The organism is Mycoplasma hafezii, from assembly GCF_049942695.1.
Lineage (GTDB): Bacteria > Bacillota_I > Bacilli_A > Mycoplasmatales > Metamycoplasmataceae > Mycoplasmopsis > Mycoplasmopsis hafezii.
Genome location: NZ_CP187940.1, coordinates 246,417 through 264,580 on the forward strand (window position 1 = coordinate 246,417; position 18,164 = coordinate 264,580).

Genomic DNA, 18,164 nt, shown 5'->3' on the forward strand with positions numbered 1-18,164 from the left:
ATGGCAGAACAAGTATTATACCGTGGTTTAGGAAGAAGAAAATCATCTGTAGCACGTGTTAGATTAACACAAGGTACAGGAAAATTCTTAATCAACAATCGTGATGCACGTGACTATTTAACATCAGATATTTACCTTAAAGATGCAAACCAACCATTTGTATTAACAGAAACAGTTGGACAATTCGACGTTTCAGTTAATGTTGTTGGTGGTGGATTAAGTGGACAAGCTGGAGCTATTAGATTAGGTATTGCTCGTGCTTTACTTGAAGCTAGTGCTGACTACCGTGCTGCTTTAAAAGCTGCTGGTATGTTAACAAGAGATGCAAGAGCTAAAGAACGTAAAAAACCAGGTCTTCGTGCTGCACGTCGTGCAAGACAATTCTCAAAACGTTAATTTATTTTAATAATTTTCTTGTCTATTATACTAAATATAGTATAATAGACTTACATATGCGAGCGTAGCTCAGCTGGTTAGAGCACACGACTGATAATCGTGAGGTCGATGGTTCAAGTCCATTCGTTCGCACCATTTCATTAAATTGTCCGAAATCACCTTCTGGTGATTTTTTTGTGCTTTTTGCATAAAATTAATAGTTAGTTTTTGAATTTTTCTACTGAATTAGCATATGGTAATTTTTACATATTTTTATTAATATATTATTAAAATAGATAAATTCAGCAAAGCCTTTCTATATAATCTATATCAAATGAATAAAATACGAAAAAAATGAATTTATGGTTCTATTCTTGGTGCTCTTACTATCCTAACAGCTTCAGTTTCTACATACTTAGTTCTTTCGAAAAATAATGTAAGTAAGAGAATTAATATTCCAAATAAATTAAAAAAGACTCCTTATATGTTACAACAAGTAACTGAATATAACAAAAATGATTATGTTAAATATAAAGAATTAAATTATAGTCATACAACAAAAAGATTTATTGAATTTTCTTTAACTAATGATTTAGATACATTAGCATCTTTTTCTTTATTATTATACGAATCGAAAGATTTCGAGAATGCAAAAAAAATTAATAATCAATTTTTAAAAGCAGAATTAGAAAATTATGATTTTTATGAAATGCCACAAATAATCAAAATGTTATCTAATTATAAAGAAACAAATGCTAGTATAAATAACATTTTAGAAGGATTGTTAGATTCTCACTATGATTCATCATTAGGTTTCTTTAGAAAAGAGAAAAATATAATCACTGACCTAGATTATAGAATAACAACTGATATTCTATATGCTTTAAAAAAATCAGATTTTATTGATCTTTTTAGAAAATATAAGAATGATTATTATTTAATAAATTTTTATTATACTTTTAACAATTCAAAAAATCGTGTTTTAGAAGATACTTCTTTTTACGCCTTGTCATTAATAGATGATAACAATATCAAAAAAGAAAATGTAGAAAAAATTCAGAATTGAAAAACAAAAATATTTCAAGATCTTAATTATTCTAAGTTCAATAAACAGTTAAGAGAATTAAGTATTGCAGAGATAGATTTTATGTATTTTATATATGAAAAATTAAATAATTTGAATGTAGATACAAGTGAGTTTGAGATTTTTCTTAAAAAACCAGAGAATATTGATGAAAATTTGTTTTTGAAATTAATTAGTGCAGAATATCATTCTCAATGATTTGCGACTTTTTGAAAAGAATTAGATAGTCAACTCAAAAATGAGTATTTTAAGGCAATTTCTAATAATTCCAAAATATATGAGAAAACAAATGCAACATACATGTTTTACGCATCATTATTTAGTGGAGTGAATATTGTAGAGATGAGAAATTCTATTTCTAATTTAGTGCATAGTTTTAAAAATTACGATGATGTAACGCTTTTACTCAGAGATATAAAATACGTTTTAAAAACACAGTTTTACAATAAAAATTATAGAAGTTATGATTTAGATATTTTTTTAAAAAGAATTATTGATGAATTAGATTTGAAAAAGTTAAAACAATTACCTTTAACATCTCAGTTAGATTATCTATTTTCTTGTTGTTTGTCGAAATACCTAAATCCAGATTTAGATATTGAAATTAAACCAATTGATATTAATTCATTATTAAATGAATTGTCTTTACAAAAAGATTATCTAGATTTTGAAATATTAATAACTTTATATGATGTGTATATCTTTTTAAATAAAGAAATACCAAATTTATTGAAAGATAAAATTAATTTCGAAAAACACAACAAACAGAAAATTTTAGATATAAAAAATATAATAGACTTTTATTTTATAAATACAAAATAAAGTAGTGGATTCGTTATTGTGTCCACTATTTTATTTTTAATTATTGTCATAAAAATGATTTAGTTCCTGGGTTTCCGAGTTGTAACTAGGTAAAAATAAATACACCTAAAAAATAGGTGTATTCGTAAACCTAAAATAAAATTACTTGTACAAAATTGCATTTACAATATTTGATATTGTTTTGTAATCTTGTACTTGTTTTTTATTATCTTCATTTTCAATGAAAGTTTTTTCTACTTCTTTTGAGTTTATATACTTAACAAAATATTCAGCTGAAACAATAGCTTCAATAAATCTTTTGTTTGTGTAATGTTCATATAAAACTCCACTATTTTCCAAAGTTGAATTTACTAAATAAAGTGAGTATTTTAAAATAACTAACGACATAAAGCATAATGTAAAATGTGCGATGATGTGTTCATCTTTTCACACATACATTGGTCTAACTTCTAAAGCTGTTTTCAATGTTCTAAAGTTTTCTTCTATTTGTCATTGTTGACTGTAAATATCAATTATTTCAAACGGAGATAAATCAAATCTATTTGTCTCGTAAATGTAATAACCGTCATATTTTTCATCTTCTTGAATTTTTTCTACATCTAACTCATAGTAAGATTCACCAATTTGTTTGAAAAAACGACACTTTTTAGAACCGGTTAAGTCATTTGCATTAACATAACCATCTTTATTTTTTCTTTTGTTAAAATTGTTTATTAAAGTTTTTCTATCTTCTCTATCTTTTGCTGCACGACTTTCGCTGAAAGTAATAATTCTTTTTCTAACTTCACCGTTAGGTCTTTTACTTTTAAAAAGCGAAGCATATGTCATTTCTTTAAATTTAATATTATTTTTTTCGATGTAATCACTTTCATCCAAAACATATTCCTTAAACTTTTTACTACTTGTTTTTAGTCTATAAGAAATAATATAGTTAATTTTATGTTGCTCTAAAAAACAAATATTAGAGTTGATACTCATACCTTTATCAGCAATAATTGTGACATTTTGAATTTTGTAAATTGACATTATTTCCAACATAAAAGGTATCATTGTTTTGCAATCTGCAGTAGAACCCTTGAATACTTTAAAATGTATTGGTATTCCATTAATATCAGTCGCCATTCCGATCACAACTTGATCTTCTTTAAATTTTCCATCTTTTGAATAACCAGGATATCTTAAACCATCTCTTACAAAACTTTCAAAGTAAGTTGTGGTTGAATCAAAGAAAAATAAATTCACATTTCTATTTGTTAATTCACCTATTCTTTGGTTTAAATTAATTAATAATTGATCTTTTTTGTCGAAAATATAATCTAATAAACCGTAAAATGACGTTTTCTTAACATCTGGAGTTTCTACAAATTTATGTTTATTTTGAAAAATTCCGATCATACTTGTAGGGTCTAAAATACGTGAAGTAATTGTGTATTTCAACAATTTATCTAAATCTTTATGTTTAGATTTTTGAATGTTTGAAAATAAATTCATACTATCAATTACTTTATAAATAGTTTCAACACCATATTTAACTGTTTTTGTTTCTACGGTTTGACTATTTAATGATTTCAGTAAAATTTCTTTAACTTTTTCCTTGCTTTCAGTAGTAGGGATTTTTTCTGCTTCTTTTTTGAGAACACTAATTGGGTCAGAAACAATTTCCATTAACTTTTCCAACCTACCAATTCCTACTTGATTACTATAACCTTTTCCGTAACCGTTTGAAACTGCTACCGAAACATATGTATGATCTTTTCTTTTATGTTTGATGACAATGAATTTTTCCATATTTTCATTATATCATTTTATACAAGTAATACAAGTAAAAAAATAAGAAAATTAAGTGTTACCTATTATTTACATAGTAAATAATAGAAAAAATTAGAATAAAAAATTGAGCTTCCAACTCGGAAACTCAGGATAAAAATGATTTAGTTTATATAATGATATTTTTTCTGAAAAAAGTTTACTTTTTTATAATAAATGTGATATATAGAAAGCTAAAAACTATATAATTAAGAAACTTATTATATCAATCAAAAATAGGAGGTAAAATGAGCAAAAAAGTTATTATCGGAATGTCTGGTGGTGTTGATTCATCAGTTGCAGCATACTTACTCCAACAACAAGGATATGAAGTTGAAGGATTGTTTATGCGTAATTGAGATTCAATTGTTAACAATGACATTTTAGGAAACGAAAGCATTTCTCAAGATATTTGTCCACAAGAACAAGATTACCAAGATGCTTTAGCAGTTGCTAACAAACTTGGAATTAAGCTGCATCGTGTTGATTTCGTTAAAGAATACTGAGATAACGTGTTTGAAAACTTTATTGAAGAATACAAAAAAGGAAGAACACCAAACCCTGATATTTTATGCAACAAATATATTAAGTTTAATGCTTTTGCAAATTATGCTTTTAACGAATTAAAAGCTGACTACATCGCAATGGGTCATTATGCTAAAGTTGAAAACGGCCATTTATATCGTGCAAAAGATCAAAATAAAGACCAAACTTATTTCCTTGCTCAACTTACACATGAACAACTTTCACGTGTAATTATGCCTCTTGCTGATTTAGAAAAACCAGAAATTAGAAAGATAGCAGAGCAATTAGATTTGATTACTGCAAATAAAAAAGATTCAACAGGAATTTGTTTTATTGGTGAAAGAAACTTCGGACAGTTTTTACAAAACTATATTCCAGCACAAGATGGTGATATTATTGATATTACTACTAATAAAGTGGTTGGTAGACATGTTGGATGTTTCTATTACACAATTGGACAACGTAAAGGACTTAATTTAGGTGGAATGTCTGAACCATATTATGTTTGTGGTCATGATGTTAAACAAAATATTTTATATGTTGCACCTAATTCAAGAATGGATTATCTTGAATCAAATAATTTAATTGCAAGTAATTTAAATTTCAATAATACAGATTATGATGCAAATAATTTAACTGCTAAATTCAGATACCGTCAACAAGATATGAAAGTATCTATTGAACTCTTACCAAATAACCATATTAGAATTTTCTATCCACAAAAAGCTCAAGCAGTTACACCAGGACAACAAGTTGTGCTTTATGATGGAGACAAATGCATTGGTGGAGCGGTAATTGAAGAAATTTATTTTGATGATAAAAAGCTAGATTACATTTAAGGAGAAATATGAACTCAAAAGAAATTAGAGAAAGCTGATTAAAGTTTTTCGAAAGTAAACAACACTTAATTGTTCCTACTAAAAGTTTAGTTCCACATAATGACCCTTCATTATTATGAATTAACTCTGGGGTTGCAACACTTAAAGATTATTTTTCAGGTAAAAAAATACCGCCTGCACGTAGATTAACAAACTCACAAAAAGCAATTCGTACTAACGATATTGAAAACGTTGGAGTTACAGCAAGACACCATACATTCTTTGAAATGTTAGGAAACTTCTCAATCGGAGACTACTTTAAAAAAGAAGCAATCGCATTTGCATATGAATATTTAACAGAAGTATTAAAACTTGATAAAAGCAGACTTTACTTTACATACTACTTTGAAGATTTAGAAACAAAAGAATTATGAATGTCTCATGGTGTTCCTGAAGATCACATGATTCCTGGTTCAAAAGACACAAACTTCTGAGAAGTTGGAAGCGGACCTTGTGGACCTAACACAGAAATTTTCTTTGATCGTGGTGAAAAATATGACAGTCGTGGAATTGAGTTATTGCAAAAAGATATCGAAAATGATAGATACATCGAAATTTGAAACATTGTTTTCTCAACCTATAACTCAAATGGTGAAGGTGAATATACAGAACTTAAACAAAAGAACATCGATACTGGGGCTGGACTTGAAAGAATTGTTTCAATTTTACAAGATGCACCTACAAACTTTGATACTGACTTATTCTTACCAATCATTCACGAAATTGAAAAATTCACAGATAAAAGATATGTAATTGAAAACTACTTTGTTAATGATCCAGAACAAACAGAAATTAACTCATGCTTCAAAGTTATTGCTGACCATATGCGTACTGTTGTAAATGCTATTGCTGATGGTGCTAAACCTTCAAACGTAGGACGTGGATACATTTTAAGAAGATTAATCCGTCGTAGTGTTTATAAAGCAATGCAACTTAATATTTTCGATCCGTTCTTATACAAATTAGTTCAAGTTGTTAAAGATACTTTACCATTTGAATATGATGTAGAACCAATTGCAAAAATCATTAAAGATGAAGAATTAAGCTTTGGAAAAACAATTGAAAACGGTAAAGAAATCTTAAACTCATACTTAAACGAAAACGATAAAGTATTCCCTGGAGATGTTGCTTTCAAATTATTTGAAACATACGGATTCCCTATTGAATTAACTAGTGAAATTCTTGCACAACAAGGAATTGAAATTGATTACGAAGGATTTGAAGCCGCAAAAGAAAAACACGCAGAAGCTTCAAGAAACTCAAAACTTTCAGGAATGGATAAAGTTATTAACTCACTTACAATCCTTAAAGAAAAAGTTGATAAATTTGTTGGATACGAAACAACACATAATCACACAGAAATCCTTTACTTATTAGATACTGAAAACCAAGTAGCTTCAGCTAATGGAATCTCATATGTAGTACTTAAAGAAACTCCTTTCTATGCAACAAGTGGTGGACAAAAACACGATAGAGGGTACATTAAACAAGGAAATAATAAAATTCAAATTTTAGATGTTTTTAAAGATAAATTTGGAAACCACATCCACAAAGTTGAAGGTAAAATTGTTGCTAATGAACCAGTAGAATGCTTTGTTGATGAAGATATTCGTTTAGGACTTGAAAGAAACCACTCAGGAACTCACTTAATGTTCTGTGCTTTAAGAACAGTACTTGGACCACAAATTAAACAATTAGGTTCAGATAACAACGAAGAACGTCTTACATTTGACTTACCAGCTGATACACGTCCTACTGATGAACAAATTAAAGCGGTTGAAAACCTTGTTCGTGAATACATCAAAAAAGATGCAACACGTGCATACTTAAATATGACTACAGAACAAGCTAAAGAAATCGGTGCAATCATGACACTTGAAGAAGCTGAATATATGGATCCAAAAAATGTACGTATCGTACAATTTGATGGAATTACAGCTGACTTATGTGGTGGAACACACCTTTCAAACACAGCTAAACTTGAAAACTTCAAAATTACAGGAGTAGAAAAGAAAGCCGCTGGAGTATACCGTGTACGTGCTATTTCTTCAAATGTTTTAGTTAATGAATACTTAGAAGCTGAAGTAGATAACTTAATTAATGAAGTTAACCGTGCAATTGAAAAGAATGAAAAATTAGATCCAAAATATACTTTTGAGTTAGAAATTCCTACAGATTTAGAAGCAGCAATTGATTACCTTAAAGCTGCTTTAGAACAAATTAAAGAAGACAACAAACAAATTAACAAACGTTTAACAAGCGAATTTGAATTTGACTACGATAATGTTGAATTTAAAGATGTTAATGGTGTTAAAGTATACGTTAATAACGAACTTACAAAACAACACTTAAAAACTGTTGCTTCAACATTAAGAGAAAAATACCAAGATGCAGTTATCGTTTTAGTTTCAAATGATGCAAACCCTATGTTAGTAGTTGCTTCAAAAGTTGTTAACTCAAACGAACTTGCTCAAAAACTATTTAAAGAATTAAATGGTAAAGGTGGAGGAAATGCAATTTTAAGTATGGGTAAAGTTGCAATTCAACCTACTGATTTATTAAACGTTGTTGAAAGTAATTTATAATGCGTAAATTAGGACTTGATTTAGGAACTAAGTCTTGTGGATTTGCAATTACTGATGAATCAGAAATTATTGCAACAGGACTTGAAAACTTTATGATTGCAGAAAATGATTTTGATGCGGTAATCAAAAGAATTCAAGACTATCTAAATGAATATCGTAATAAAATCGATGGAATAGTGCTTGGATATCCACTTAAAATCTCTGGTGAAAAAAGTGAACGCACCTTAATGGTTGAAGCTTTTAAAACTCGGATTGAAAATGAAATTAAACTTCCTGTGCTTTTAGTAAATGAACAATATTCAACCAAAAGAGTTACTGAAGTTATGATTAATGCTGGTTTAACTCGTCAAAAGAGAAAACAACATAAAGATAAATTAGCAGCACAAATTATTCTGCAAGATTATTTAGAGTACTACCGTGATAGATGAGGTAAATAATGGTTACACAAATTCATAATTTGCTCGAAAAAAGTGAACCAACACTTTCAAAAACTACTAGTTTAGCTTTAACTATTTCAGCAATAGTTATTGTTATTCTTGCTTTAGTTGTTTACTTTGGAATCTGATTTTGAGCTCGTAAAACTAGACGTAAATTCGAAAATGAAGCAGTTAGAGAAGCGAAAATCAAAATTGAATCACTCAGAACTGATACAGGTATTCTTCCACAAAACCTTAAAAAATACTACGGTTCAAAAGAAAATGACTATGATGTCGAAGGAACAATTAATACCGTTTACCAAAATGATTATCAAGATGTTTTGGTGCTTTCAAGCAATGACTTATATCCATTTGCTTGTGTAAGCATTAAAACTAAAAATCCAATTTACTATGATGTTAAGGAATTTGACTATCCAAAATTTTCTCAAAGTCAAATTGATAATCCAAATGATTTTCATCTTCCAATTAAAGGATATGATAATCAATCATTAGATTTCATTGCTATTTTTAGCACTAAACAAAATTTAAATGATATTTTTGATGGTTTATATAGTAAGCTTAACCCTAAAGGAATGATTGCAATTAAAATGAACAATTTTCCTAAAAAAGAGCTTAATTTATTAATTACTCATTTAAAATATTCAAAAATAAAATTCGATGCTAGTTACTTTGGTACTAAGTTTCTATTTATTGTCAAAGAATAATTAATTTATAGTAAAATACAAGTAAATAAAAAACCTTAAGGAGTTGTATGTCAAATTTACAAGATAACGATAAAATTTATGTTTCCCAAGAAACATTAGATAAATATAAAAAAGAATATGAACATTTAGTTAGTGTTGAACGTCCAGCTGTGCAAGCTGCCTTAAAAGAAGCTAGAGCACAAGGGGACCTTAGTGAAAACGCTGAGTATGATGCAGCTAGAGATAAGCAAGCAGCCGTTGAAGGTCGTATTGCTGAACTTGAAAAAATCATCGACCAAGCTGTTTTAATTGAAAACACTAATGCAGGAACAGTTGGAATTGGTGCTTCTGTTACATTCAAAAACTTAGAAACAAATGAAGAAGTAACAGTAAGTATCATGGGTACTCACGACTCTAACCCATTCGAAGGAAAAATTTCAAACAAAAGTCCTTTAGCAGTTGCTATGTTAGGACACAAACCTGGTGATGTGGTTGAAGTTGAAGCGCCTAAGAAATTTACAATTCAAATTCTTGATGTACAATTAGCATAATAATTTTAAAAATGAGTTTCTACGGAAACTCTTTTTTAAACTAGGAGAAAACAATGGACTCAAGTTATGGAATGCTTATCTTCTTAATTGTTGCTATGCCTGCAACTAGTTTGGGTTGAGGATATTCAAGTTATAAAAGACGAATGATGAAAACAGCTGAATGAAAAATTCCATTTTTAGAACAAGCAGTTGCTGAAAAAATGGTTTTATCAACTGTTTTTATGGAAATTTTTAAGAAAAGATTTGCGAATTATAAATTAGTGTACTTTTTCCAAATCTTTTCACTTTGAATTTTAATTGCACAAGCAGCGATTATAGCTGTTATATATAGTAACACAGATGTTACAAGTGAAATTTATAGTTATCGTGGTGATACATTAACATACATTGGAGTTGCGTTTTTTGGGTTTGGATTATTTTTTAATTTAATTGCCTTTATTTTACTTCCAACTTGAAAAGTAATAAAAGTTGAGAAAAAATTACAAGCCTTATTAAAAAATATTAAATCTTCAAAAGATGCTCCAAGATTTGTTTTTGGTGATCAAATTTATATACAAGATGAAGAAAATACTTATTTACCACTTACTTTTAGAAGTTTAGTGGATTTAGGTGCACTTGGAAATGCAACAAAAATGTCAAAATTCAAATTAAGATGAATTTTAAGAGTGCAAGGTAACCAAATACAAAACTTTATTTCGGTTGATGATTATCTTTATGTGATTGTCTATGACACATTTAAAGAAAATCGACTTTATAACTATAAAACCAAACAAGAATTTAATTACCGTGGGTTATTACAAAGAGTAACTGACGTACCAGAATCACAATACATTTTTTAAAAGAGTCAGCTTTTGCTACTCTTTTTTAAAACGTTTTATAATAAGGAATAAAATTATTATGATAGGAGAATATGATTAATTTTTGATACAAATTAAATAAAGTTAGGAAAGCTACACTGATAGCTGGACTGAGCTTTTTAATTATTTTATTAATTAGTTTTTTACTATCTTGAGTTGAAGACTCAAAGGAAATTCAAAACAGTTTACTAAAACAACCAGAAAATAATAATTTAACAGAATTATTAAATGATCATTTACTATTTAATGTGAAAGCTAAACTTTGACATCGTTCATGAACATTTACTTATTTAAGTAACTTTACAGTCGGAATTGCATTAGTTTTATTTGCTTGTTTTTATGAAACTAAATGAATTAATCGCTTAGTAACTTGAAGTTCAATTTATATTTCTGTAACCTTTTTAATTTTTTGAAGTTTAATTTTTCCTGGATTATTTTTAGCTGGACAATATAATACTGGTCGGGTAATTGCATCAGTTAATACACACTTTATTAATCCAGTTATTGCTTTAGTTATGGTATTTTTTAACCGTCAAAAATTAGAATATACAAAACGTTGAATATTATTATCAATTATTCCGATGTTTATGTACTACTTTTTTGCAATGACTATTTTCTTTATTGGTAATCCAGCTGTTAAAGAACTTCGCAAATTAACTCCAAGTATTCCGCTTTGAAAATTACAAGATGAAGCTGGACTTACGATTTACCCATTCTTAAACTTTGAATTTCCACTCTTTTATCATGGAGACAAAATTGCTTTAAAAGTAGTTTTTAACCTTTTAATTGTTTTAGTTGGTGTTGTACTTCCAATTGGAATTGGATTTTTATTAAAGTTGATTTGCAAAACTAAAAGGAAAGTATATGAAAAGCAAACAAAAAATTAATTACTTACTAATTGATTTTGAAGCAATCACACCTAACTTCTTCCGTGGTTATCCTAAAAAAGTTGCTACTGAAGTTGTATATTGCTTCACAATTGGTAAAGTACTAAATACAAAAAATCGAGATTTTATTACCAAAACTTACTTTATTAACTTATCAGAGTTTCACTACCGTAATTATGAAAAATTACTGCAAATAGCATTACAGCAAGCAGTAAGTGAATTTATCGGACCAGAACAAAAGATTTCAGCAGAAACAGTTGTCTTTTATGGATGAAACCCTGGACTTGAAAATAAAATCACACAAAAATACTTTAAAATTCCAACCTTACCTATTAACAGTACTACTGTTGCACTTGATGATGTAGTACGTATTATGAAAAATGGTGAAACAGTTGATTTCTTTGCTCGTGTTAGAGATTTAGATGTTAAAACACGTTTTAATGTTAATTTAGCAAAAGAAACAAAAACTGGATTAATTGCATCATACTTAGGATACTTAATGTTTGGATACCAAAATAACTTTTACGAAATCAAAAAACAACTTTCACACGATCAATACCTTTTAATTAACGAAACTTTACATAATTACAATAAAAACGATGTATGTAATCTTGAATACATCATTCGTAATTCAAAATTAGCAAATCAAGCTTTAGATGTTCTTGATGAACTAAACCAAAAAATTCGTGAAGTAACCAGTGACATCCAACGTGAATATCAATTTATATCATTAATTGGTCAACACATAGAAGCTGAAGAGCATCTTGAACTTCCTATCAATCGTTATCAACAAAAACTTAAAATGGCACTCAATCATAAAAATCAAGTAGCTCAAAGCTGAAGAACCGATCAAAAAACAAAAGTGCATCTTTTTAAAGATATTAAACGTACACAATATTTAATTAAAAAATTAGATGCTGCACCTAAAAACAAAACTATCGCTCATTTAATTGTTGAACAAGATGAAAAAATTCAAAAACTTGAAACAATTAAAAATCAATTACGTGAAGAAAAAAAGGTTGCAACTTTACCAAAAACTCAACCTCAAAAACAACAAAACAAACCAAAGAAAAATAAACGTTATTACAAAACAACAAAAACTCAACACAAACAATAAAAAGCACTGTTTTAAGCACTTAAAAACAGACTTTTACCAATATTATGGTAATATTTATTTATTATATTAAGGAGGTACAATATGGCTAAATTCGTAGATGAAGTTAAAATCCTAGTACAAGCAGGTCGTGGTGGAGACGGAATGGTTTCATTCCGTAGAGAAGCACACGTTGATAAAGGTGGACCAGATGGTGGAGACGGTGGTCGTGGTGGAAATATCTACTTTGTAGGTGACCACGGAAAAAACACCTTACTTAGTTTTTACAAAAGCAAACACATTGTTGCTGAAGACGGAGTTAAAGGCGGTCCAAAAAACCTTTATGGAGCAAATGCAAAAGACACATATATTAAGGTTCCAGTTGGTACTTTAGTTTACAATGGTAAAAAATTAGTTGCTGACGTAATTGAAGCTAACGTTCCATATTTAATTGCAAAAGGTGGAAAAGGTGGACGTGGAAACACTAAATTTAAAACTGCCAAAAACACAGCTCCAAGAATTTGTGAAAACGGAATGCCAGGTGAAAAATTTGAAGCACATATTGTACTTAAAATCCTTAGTGATGTTGGTTTAGTAGGTAAACCATCTGCTGGTAAAAGTACTTTCTTAAATGTTATTTCAAATGCTAAAGCTAAAGTTGCAGATTATGAATTCACTACTTTAGTACCACAACTTGGAATGGTTGAATACGAAGGTGATTCATTCACTGTTGCTGACCTTCCTGGGTTAATTAAAGGTGCATCTTTAGGAAAGGGTTTAGGAATTCAATTCTTAAAACACATTGAACGTTGTAGAGTAATTGTTCATATTATTGACTTTGGATCTGAAGAAAAAGACCCAATTGCTGATTATGAAGTAATTAACGAAGAACTTAGAAGTTACAACCTTAAACTTGAAACTAAGCCACAAATAGTTATTGCTAATAAATCTGATATGGATGCGTTTGAAGAGCATTTAGCAAAATTTAAAGCTGCTTACCCAGATGTAAAAGTTATTCCTATTTCAGCTATTTTCCAAGAAAACCTTAAACCAGTTAAAGCTGAACTTTTAAAATTAGTTAAAGAATCAGCTTTAAACCCAATTGAAAATGAAGAAGAAGAGATGAAAGTAATTGAGTTTGAACCTGATTATGAAATCTTCTCTCCATACAAAGGTTACTTTGAAGTTACTGGTAAAAAAGTTGAAGAACTTTACCACAGAATTCCAATTAACAGTTACGATAACCTTCTTAGATTTAATAACATTCTTAAGAAAATCGGTGTTTGAGAAGAACTTGTACGTCGTGGTATTCAACAAGGTGATACTGTTTCTATTTATGGTTTCCAATTTGAGTGAGATAACGAAGCTTAATACAAAAAATAACTTACTGTGTAGTGCAGTAAGTTTTATTTTGCTTTTAGTATTTATCGAAGTTAAGAAGCTCATTAAGGTAGTAGTTAAAACGCTTGTTTTCTAGTTCGATCGCTTTCTCTAAACCGATATTAATATCAGCTCTAGAGTCTTCTATTGTACTTAAACATTCTACTACAAGTCTCTGGTATTCAATAGGTGGAATATCAATTCACATATCTAACACTTTTTTCATTTCTGGATGTTGTAATGCACCACCTCTATAAATGCTTTGGATATAATTTATATTCTTTAAAAAGAAATAATAGATGTATTGAGTTAAAATTACATTTTGATCTTTAGAATAACATAATCTGTTATCTGTTGTTACAAATTCACCATTATAATATTGTATTTTTGCGGAACCACCTCATGGAATTGATACAACTTCTAAATTTTGATATCAATCTAATACTTTATTTTTTGATGTATATCATTTTTTAGGTGAAGTTGCCAATATTTTAATTTCATTACTATCATCTATTAATTCTTTAGCATCAGCAGCTGATAAGTATTTATATCTATGAGTTTTCTCTTGTTTATATTTTTCCACTTCTTTAAATTTCTTATCTCAAACCGAAATTTCTCATATCTGTTTCTCTGAATTTTCGTCATATTCAAAAAATTTGTACCAATTATATGTGGTTAATAGAAAATGATTATAAGCTTTAAACTGTTCATTTCTTAGCGAAAGCTCACGCGAAAGCTCACGCGAAAGCTCATACAACATATCCAATATTTCTACAATCTTATTTTGAATTTCAATTGGTGGTAATTTAACCGAAAATTTTTCAACCATAGGTTTTCTTATTGATTTTACTGTTCCTATTAATGTAATATTGTGAATATAATTTTTAAAATATTGTTTAAAGCAGTAAAAAATGTATTTGCAATTCACTTTTGGATTATTATTAAAATTTATTCTATAGCAACGTTGATGAATTGCGTATTTTCCGTTAACATAATGATAAATTTCACCAATACCACCTTCACCTGGGATAATGATTGATTCATCATCAAAAGTATAATAATCTGTTTTTAATACCTTAGGAGATCTTACATAAAGTGGAAATTCACCGTTTGCAACCTCATCTTGAGCATTAGACTTTCCGTTTGATACTGTTCCTATTTCGGAAATTAAATATTCATTCACTCCATTAGGACAATATTTATCTATCATATCTTGCAATAAATGTCTTCTCATTTTACCACCTACTTTTAATATATAAAATTTTACTTGTTTAATCGTTTCTTGTAAGTAAATGCCAAAATAATTATAAAAGCTCCTAAGAGACTTAGGAACTTCTAATTATTTCTAGTTAAATCACGAATCTTATTTTGTAAAAGCACGATTTGTTTTTCTTTATCTTGTATAGAATTTTTATCTTTAATTAAAGAAAGTTTATTATTTTGTAATAAGTTGCTTTGATATGCAATTTTATCTGAAAGATCTTTAACTTGTTTTTGTAGGGTTTGAACGGAATTTGCTAGTTCAATTGTGTCGTTGTATAATTTGATGAGATTTTCTACTTCTGTTTTAAAACTAGTTTCTTTAATTGAATCTAAAACTACTTTGGTGTTTCCTTGAATAACTTGTGAAACAATGTCTTTATATTCGCTTGCAAGTTTATTATTTTGTAATTCTTTAGCTTTAATTTTAAAAGTAGCTTGATTTTGGCTTAATAAAGCCGTTTTAGAGCTTAATTCTGATTGAGATGAAGTTAGAGTTGTCTTTAAGTTTTGAATATCTGTATCAGCGTTTTTTAAGCTATTTTCAGTTTTTAAAATTTGTTCTTGTTCTTCGTTTATTTTATTACGTAAAATTGCAATTTGATTTTCAAGATTAGTAACTTTAGAGCTAGTCGTATTTTTATTATTTTGATCGTTAATGTTTGAATTAGATACCGAATAACATGATGTTAAGGATAATGGAATTATAGAAAGTGAAGTAAGAGAGAAAAAGAGAGTTTTAATTTTATTCATTCTAATCCTTAAATTTGTATTCTGGATCTAAAGTGCCAGCTCCGTTTTTAAATAATTTAGTTTGATAATTTGAACCATACATTTGAGCTAACTTATCACGGTATGAAGTTCTTTGATTTTTACCTCCACCATAGATTAAGTCATATTGTCCTAATACGTATCTACCGTATTGGTTTTGGTATGTTTCACCTGGACTTCTTAAAGCTTGGACTAATGAAAGGAGTGAAAGACCTTGTGCATCAGCAGTAGCATAGTTAATACCAATGATATTGTTATTAATATCACGGACACTGCTTCCAGAAGCACCTTTCATTGGTTGTCAACTACTTAAAACATATCCAAGTCCATAGTTGATGTAGTAATTACCTTGGTATGGTGAATTAACTTCTTTAAAGTTTCCTAAATCAAACCCTTGGTTTTCAGGTGAGTGAATGAGTGGTGAAGTTAAGGTAATATCTGTAATTCCTGGTTTATCAATAAAGTTTCTAAATCCAAGTGCTTTTGACAGACTATTACCGTAATTAGTTATCCCTTTCGAATTATCACGAGATTTATTTGTTCAGAAACTTGAAGTGTATTTTAATGCTTCTTTTTCAGCATCAGTTAGGATTTTACGGTCAATGGTATCATCTGTATCGGCATTAGGGAAACCTACAGCAATGAAGTCAACATTAATTTTTGGAATGTTGTATTCTTTACCGTCTTCAGTATATGGAACAGTTTCTTTTGATAATTCTTCGTATTTAGTAAGAATATCAAAGTTAGCTGGTTTACTTTGTTTGTCAGCTGGTAAAGTAGCAAAGTTTGAAGTAAATTCCTTAACTAAGTCTTCTAAACTAGCAACTGGTTTAAATTGATATCCTGAACCAACTCTTTTAGTAAATCCGTATTGGTTGTGGAATGGTTCGTATTCTTGTTTACTAAAATCAATTTCTAAGACAGCAAAGTCAGCCATTTCTTGCATTTTACTAAAGTCTTGAGTTGAATTCACATATTCACTTGGACTTTGGGTTAAAAAGTCGGTTCCAGCATAAACAATTTTAATTTGTTTAGGTTGTAAGGTAATAGTGTCAATATTAGGATCTAAAGCTGTAGTTTCAAATCTTGAATCTAAATCAGTTTTTGAGTTAAAGTGTGAAATAGTAATTGAGTTAGTTTGACCAACTACAGCATTTTCTGCTGCTTGCAATTCTTTAGCAGCTTTGTCATATTCAAGTCCAACTGGTCCTGGAACGTTATTGTAGAATAGTTGTTTTTGTAATTCAATTACTTCAGGTGCGTTTGGACCTTTGATTTTTGAAATTTCTTTGATTTTAGCTTCAATAGCGTTATATTTATCTCTTCATTCTTTTTCATTTAAATAAGCTTGATTTAAACGATCGAATTCTTTTTGTAGTTCTGGTTCGTTTGAATATAAATCACCTGATGTGAATTTATTTTTTAATGCACTCGCAACGTGTAAGTTAGTTGCTAAGTATCATTTCATTGGGTATTTACCAGATGGATCAAGTTGGTAATCTAAAATTCAAGCAGTTCCCATTTCGCTTCTTTGGTCAAATAAGTCTGCACCTTTAATGTTTTTAATTAATGGGTTAGAGTTGTTAAAAATAATTGAGTAACTTTCTAAAGCAGCTTGTTTGTAATATTCATTAGGGAACATACGTGTTTTACCACGGTCTCCAGGTGTTGCTTTATCGTATTTACCATATGGAACACCAAGTAAAGGGTTAAGGTTTAAATAATTATTTTCATTTGGTAAAGAGTAATTTTTAAAAAGAGCATCTAAGTAATAAGGTTGATAGGTTGATTTAGAAAGGTTGTCGAATTTATTAATTACAGCAGTAGGAGTATTGCTATATGTTTTTTCAGCACTATCAATTTTGTTTTGTGTTAAATGATCTTTAAGGTTATTAAAATACTTAACTTCATCAGCAACGTAGTTTTCAATTACTTTTTTATTTGCTGCTGTTTGGTTGTATTGTAATTTGTTAGCAGTTAAATCAAACTTACCACCTGGGTTAGGGGTAGGTTTAGGTGTAGGTTCTGGAGTTGGAGTAGGTGTATCAGTACCTGTTTGATTATCACAACTAGCACTAGCTAAAATTCCAAAAGTAGATAAACTACTTACTACCATACCGGCAGTAAGTAAGTTTCTTTTTATCTTTTTTAAATTCATAATTCTCCTTAT

15 protein-coding genes and 1 tRNA gene are annotated in these 18,164 nt (G+C 28.9%); 12 read left to right on the plus strand and 4 right to left on the minus strand.

Translation table 4 applies throughout. The annotated features are described in order from the left end of the window. From rpsI to ACPYPZ_RS00800, 3 genes are all read left to right on the plus strand, one after another. On the plus strand, positions 1-396 hold the full coding sequence (rpsI, locus tag ACPYPZ_RS00790) for a 30S ribosomal protein S9 (RefSeq protein WP_426461434.1): 396 nt from the start codon (positions 1-3) through the stop codon (positions 394-396). Between the two features lie 58 nt (positions 397-454). After that, positions 455-531 (plus strand) — tRNA-Ile (locus ACPYPZ_RS00795). Between the two features lie 178 nt (positions 532-709). Continuing rightward, entirely contained in the window at positions 710-2,281 is a 1,572-nt protein-coding gene (locus ACPYPZ_RS00800; protein WP_426461435.1) for a hypothetical protein, read from the plus strand. A 141-nt stretch (positions 2,282-2,422) separates the two neighbouring features. On the opposite strand, the gene ACPYPZ_RS00805 is transcribed toward ACPYPZ_RS00800, so the two are convergent. Next, on the minus strand, positions 2,423-4,069 hold the full coding sequence (locus tag ACPYPZ_RS00805) for an IS1634 family transposase (protein ID WP_426461436.1): 1,647 nt from the start codon (positions 4,067-4,069) through the stop codon (positions 2,423-2,425). A gap of 266 nt (positions 4,070-4,335) precedes the next feature. Here ACPYPZ_RS00805 and mnmA point away from each other — a divergent pair, with 266 nt between their 5' ends. The 9 genes from mnmA (at position 4,336) to obgE (ending at position 13,954) form a co-directional block, all read left to right on the plus strand. Beyond that, entirely contained in the window at positions 4,336-5,451 is a 1,116-nt protein-coding gene (gene mnmA / locus ACPYPZ_RS00810; protein ID WP_426461437.1) for a tRNA 2-thiouridine(34) synthase MnmA, read from the plus strand. Between the two features lie 8 nt (positions 5,452-5,459). Next, positions 5,460-8,075: an alanine--tRNA ligase gene (gene alaS / locus ACPYPZ_RS00815; protein WP_426461438.1), complete on the plus strand. Its 2,616-nt coding sequence runs from the start codon at positions 5,460-5,462 to the stop codon at positions 8,073-8,075. After that, positions 8,075-8,512: a Holliday junction resolvase RuvX gene (gene ruvX / locus ACPYPZ_RS00820; RefSeq protein WP_426461439.1), complete on the plus strand. Its 438-nt coding sequence runs from the start codon at positions 8,075-8,077 to the stop codon at positions 8,510-8,512. The genes alaS and ruvX overlap by 1 nt, the downstream gene beginning before the upstream one ends. Continuing rightward, positions 8,512-9,216: a BC85_0335 family putative methyltransferase gene (locus ACPYPZ_RS00825; protein ID WP_426461440.1), complete on the plus strand. Its 705-nt coding sequence runs from the start codon at positions 8,512-8,514 to the stop codon at positions 9,214-9,216. Before ruvX ends, ACPYPZ_RS00825 begins: the two co-directional genes overlap by 1 nt. Positions 9,217-9,263: 47 nt before the next feature. Next, a complete protein-coding gene (gene greA, locus ACPYPZ_RS00830) occupies positions 9,264-9,746 on the plus strand; it encodes a transcription elongation factor GreA (protein WP_426461441.1) in 483 nt (160 codons plus the stop codon). A 53-nt stretch (positions 9,747-9,799) separates the two neighbouring features. Then, complete coding sequence (locus ACPYPZ_RS00835) at positions 9,800-10,585, plus strand: hypothetical protein (protein WP_426461442.1); 786 nt, start codon at positions 9,800-9,802, stop codon at positions 10,583-10,585. A 71-nt stretch (positions 10,586-10,656) separates the two neighbouring features. Then, complete coding sequence (locus ACPYPZ_RS00840; protein WP_426461443.1) at positions 10,657-11,490, plus strand: MAGa3780 family membrane protein; 834 nt, start codon at positions 10,657-10,659, stop codon at positions 11,488-11,490. Next, a complete protein-coding gene (locus ACPYPZ_RS00845; protein WP_426461444.1) occupies positions 11,468-12,607 on the plus strand; it encodes a hypothetical protein in 1,140 nt (379 codons plus the stop codon). Before ACPYPZ_RS00840 ends, ACPYPZ_RS00845 begins: the two co-directional genes overlap by 23 nt. 81 nt (positions 12,608-12,688) lie before the next feature. Further along, positions 12,689-13,954: a GTPase ObgE gene (gene obgE / locus ACPYPZ_RS00850; protein ID WP_426461445.1), complete on the plus strand. Its 1,266-nt coding sequence runs from the start codon at positions 12,689-12,691 to the stop codon at positions 13,952-13,954. Between the two features lie 46 nt (positions 13,955-14,000). On the opposite strand, the gene ACPYPZ_RS00855 is transcribed toward obgE, so the two are convergent. From ACPYPZ_RS00855 to mip, 3 genes are all read right to left on the minus strand, one after another. Next, complete coding sequence (locus tag ACPYPZ_RS00855; RefSeq protein ID WP_426461446.1) at positions 14,001-15,197, minus strand: restriction endonuclease subunit S; 1,197 nt, start codon at positions 15,195-15,197, stop codon at positions 14,001-14,003. A gap of 101 nt (positions 15,198-15,298) precedes the next feature. Beyond that, the gene (locus ACPYPZ_RS00860) at positions 15,299-15,976 is read right to left on the minus strand and encodes a hypothetical protein (RefSeq protein WP_426461447.1); all 678 of its coding nucleotides are present in this window, start codon (positions 15,974-15,976) and stop codon (positions 15,299-15,301) included. 1 nt (position 15,977) lies between these two features. Continuing rightward, the gene (mip, locus tag ACPYPZ_RS00865; RefSeq protein WP_426461448.1) at positions 15,978-18,152 is read right to left on the minus strand and encodes an Ig-specific serine endopeptidase MIP; all 2,175 of its coding nucleotides are present in this window, start codon (positions 18,150-18,152) and stop codon (positions 15,978-15,980) included. Positions 18,153-18,164: the final 12 nt, after the last annotated feature.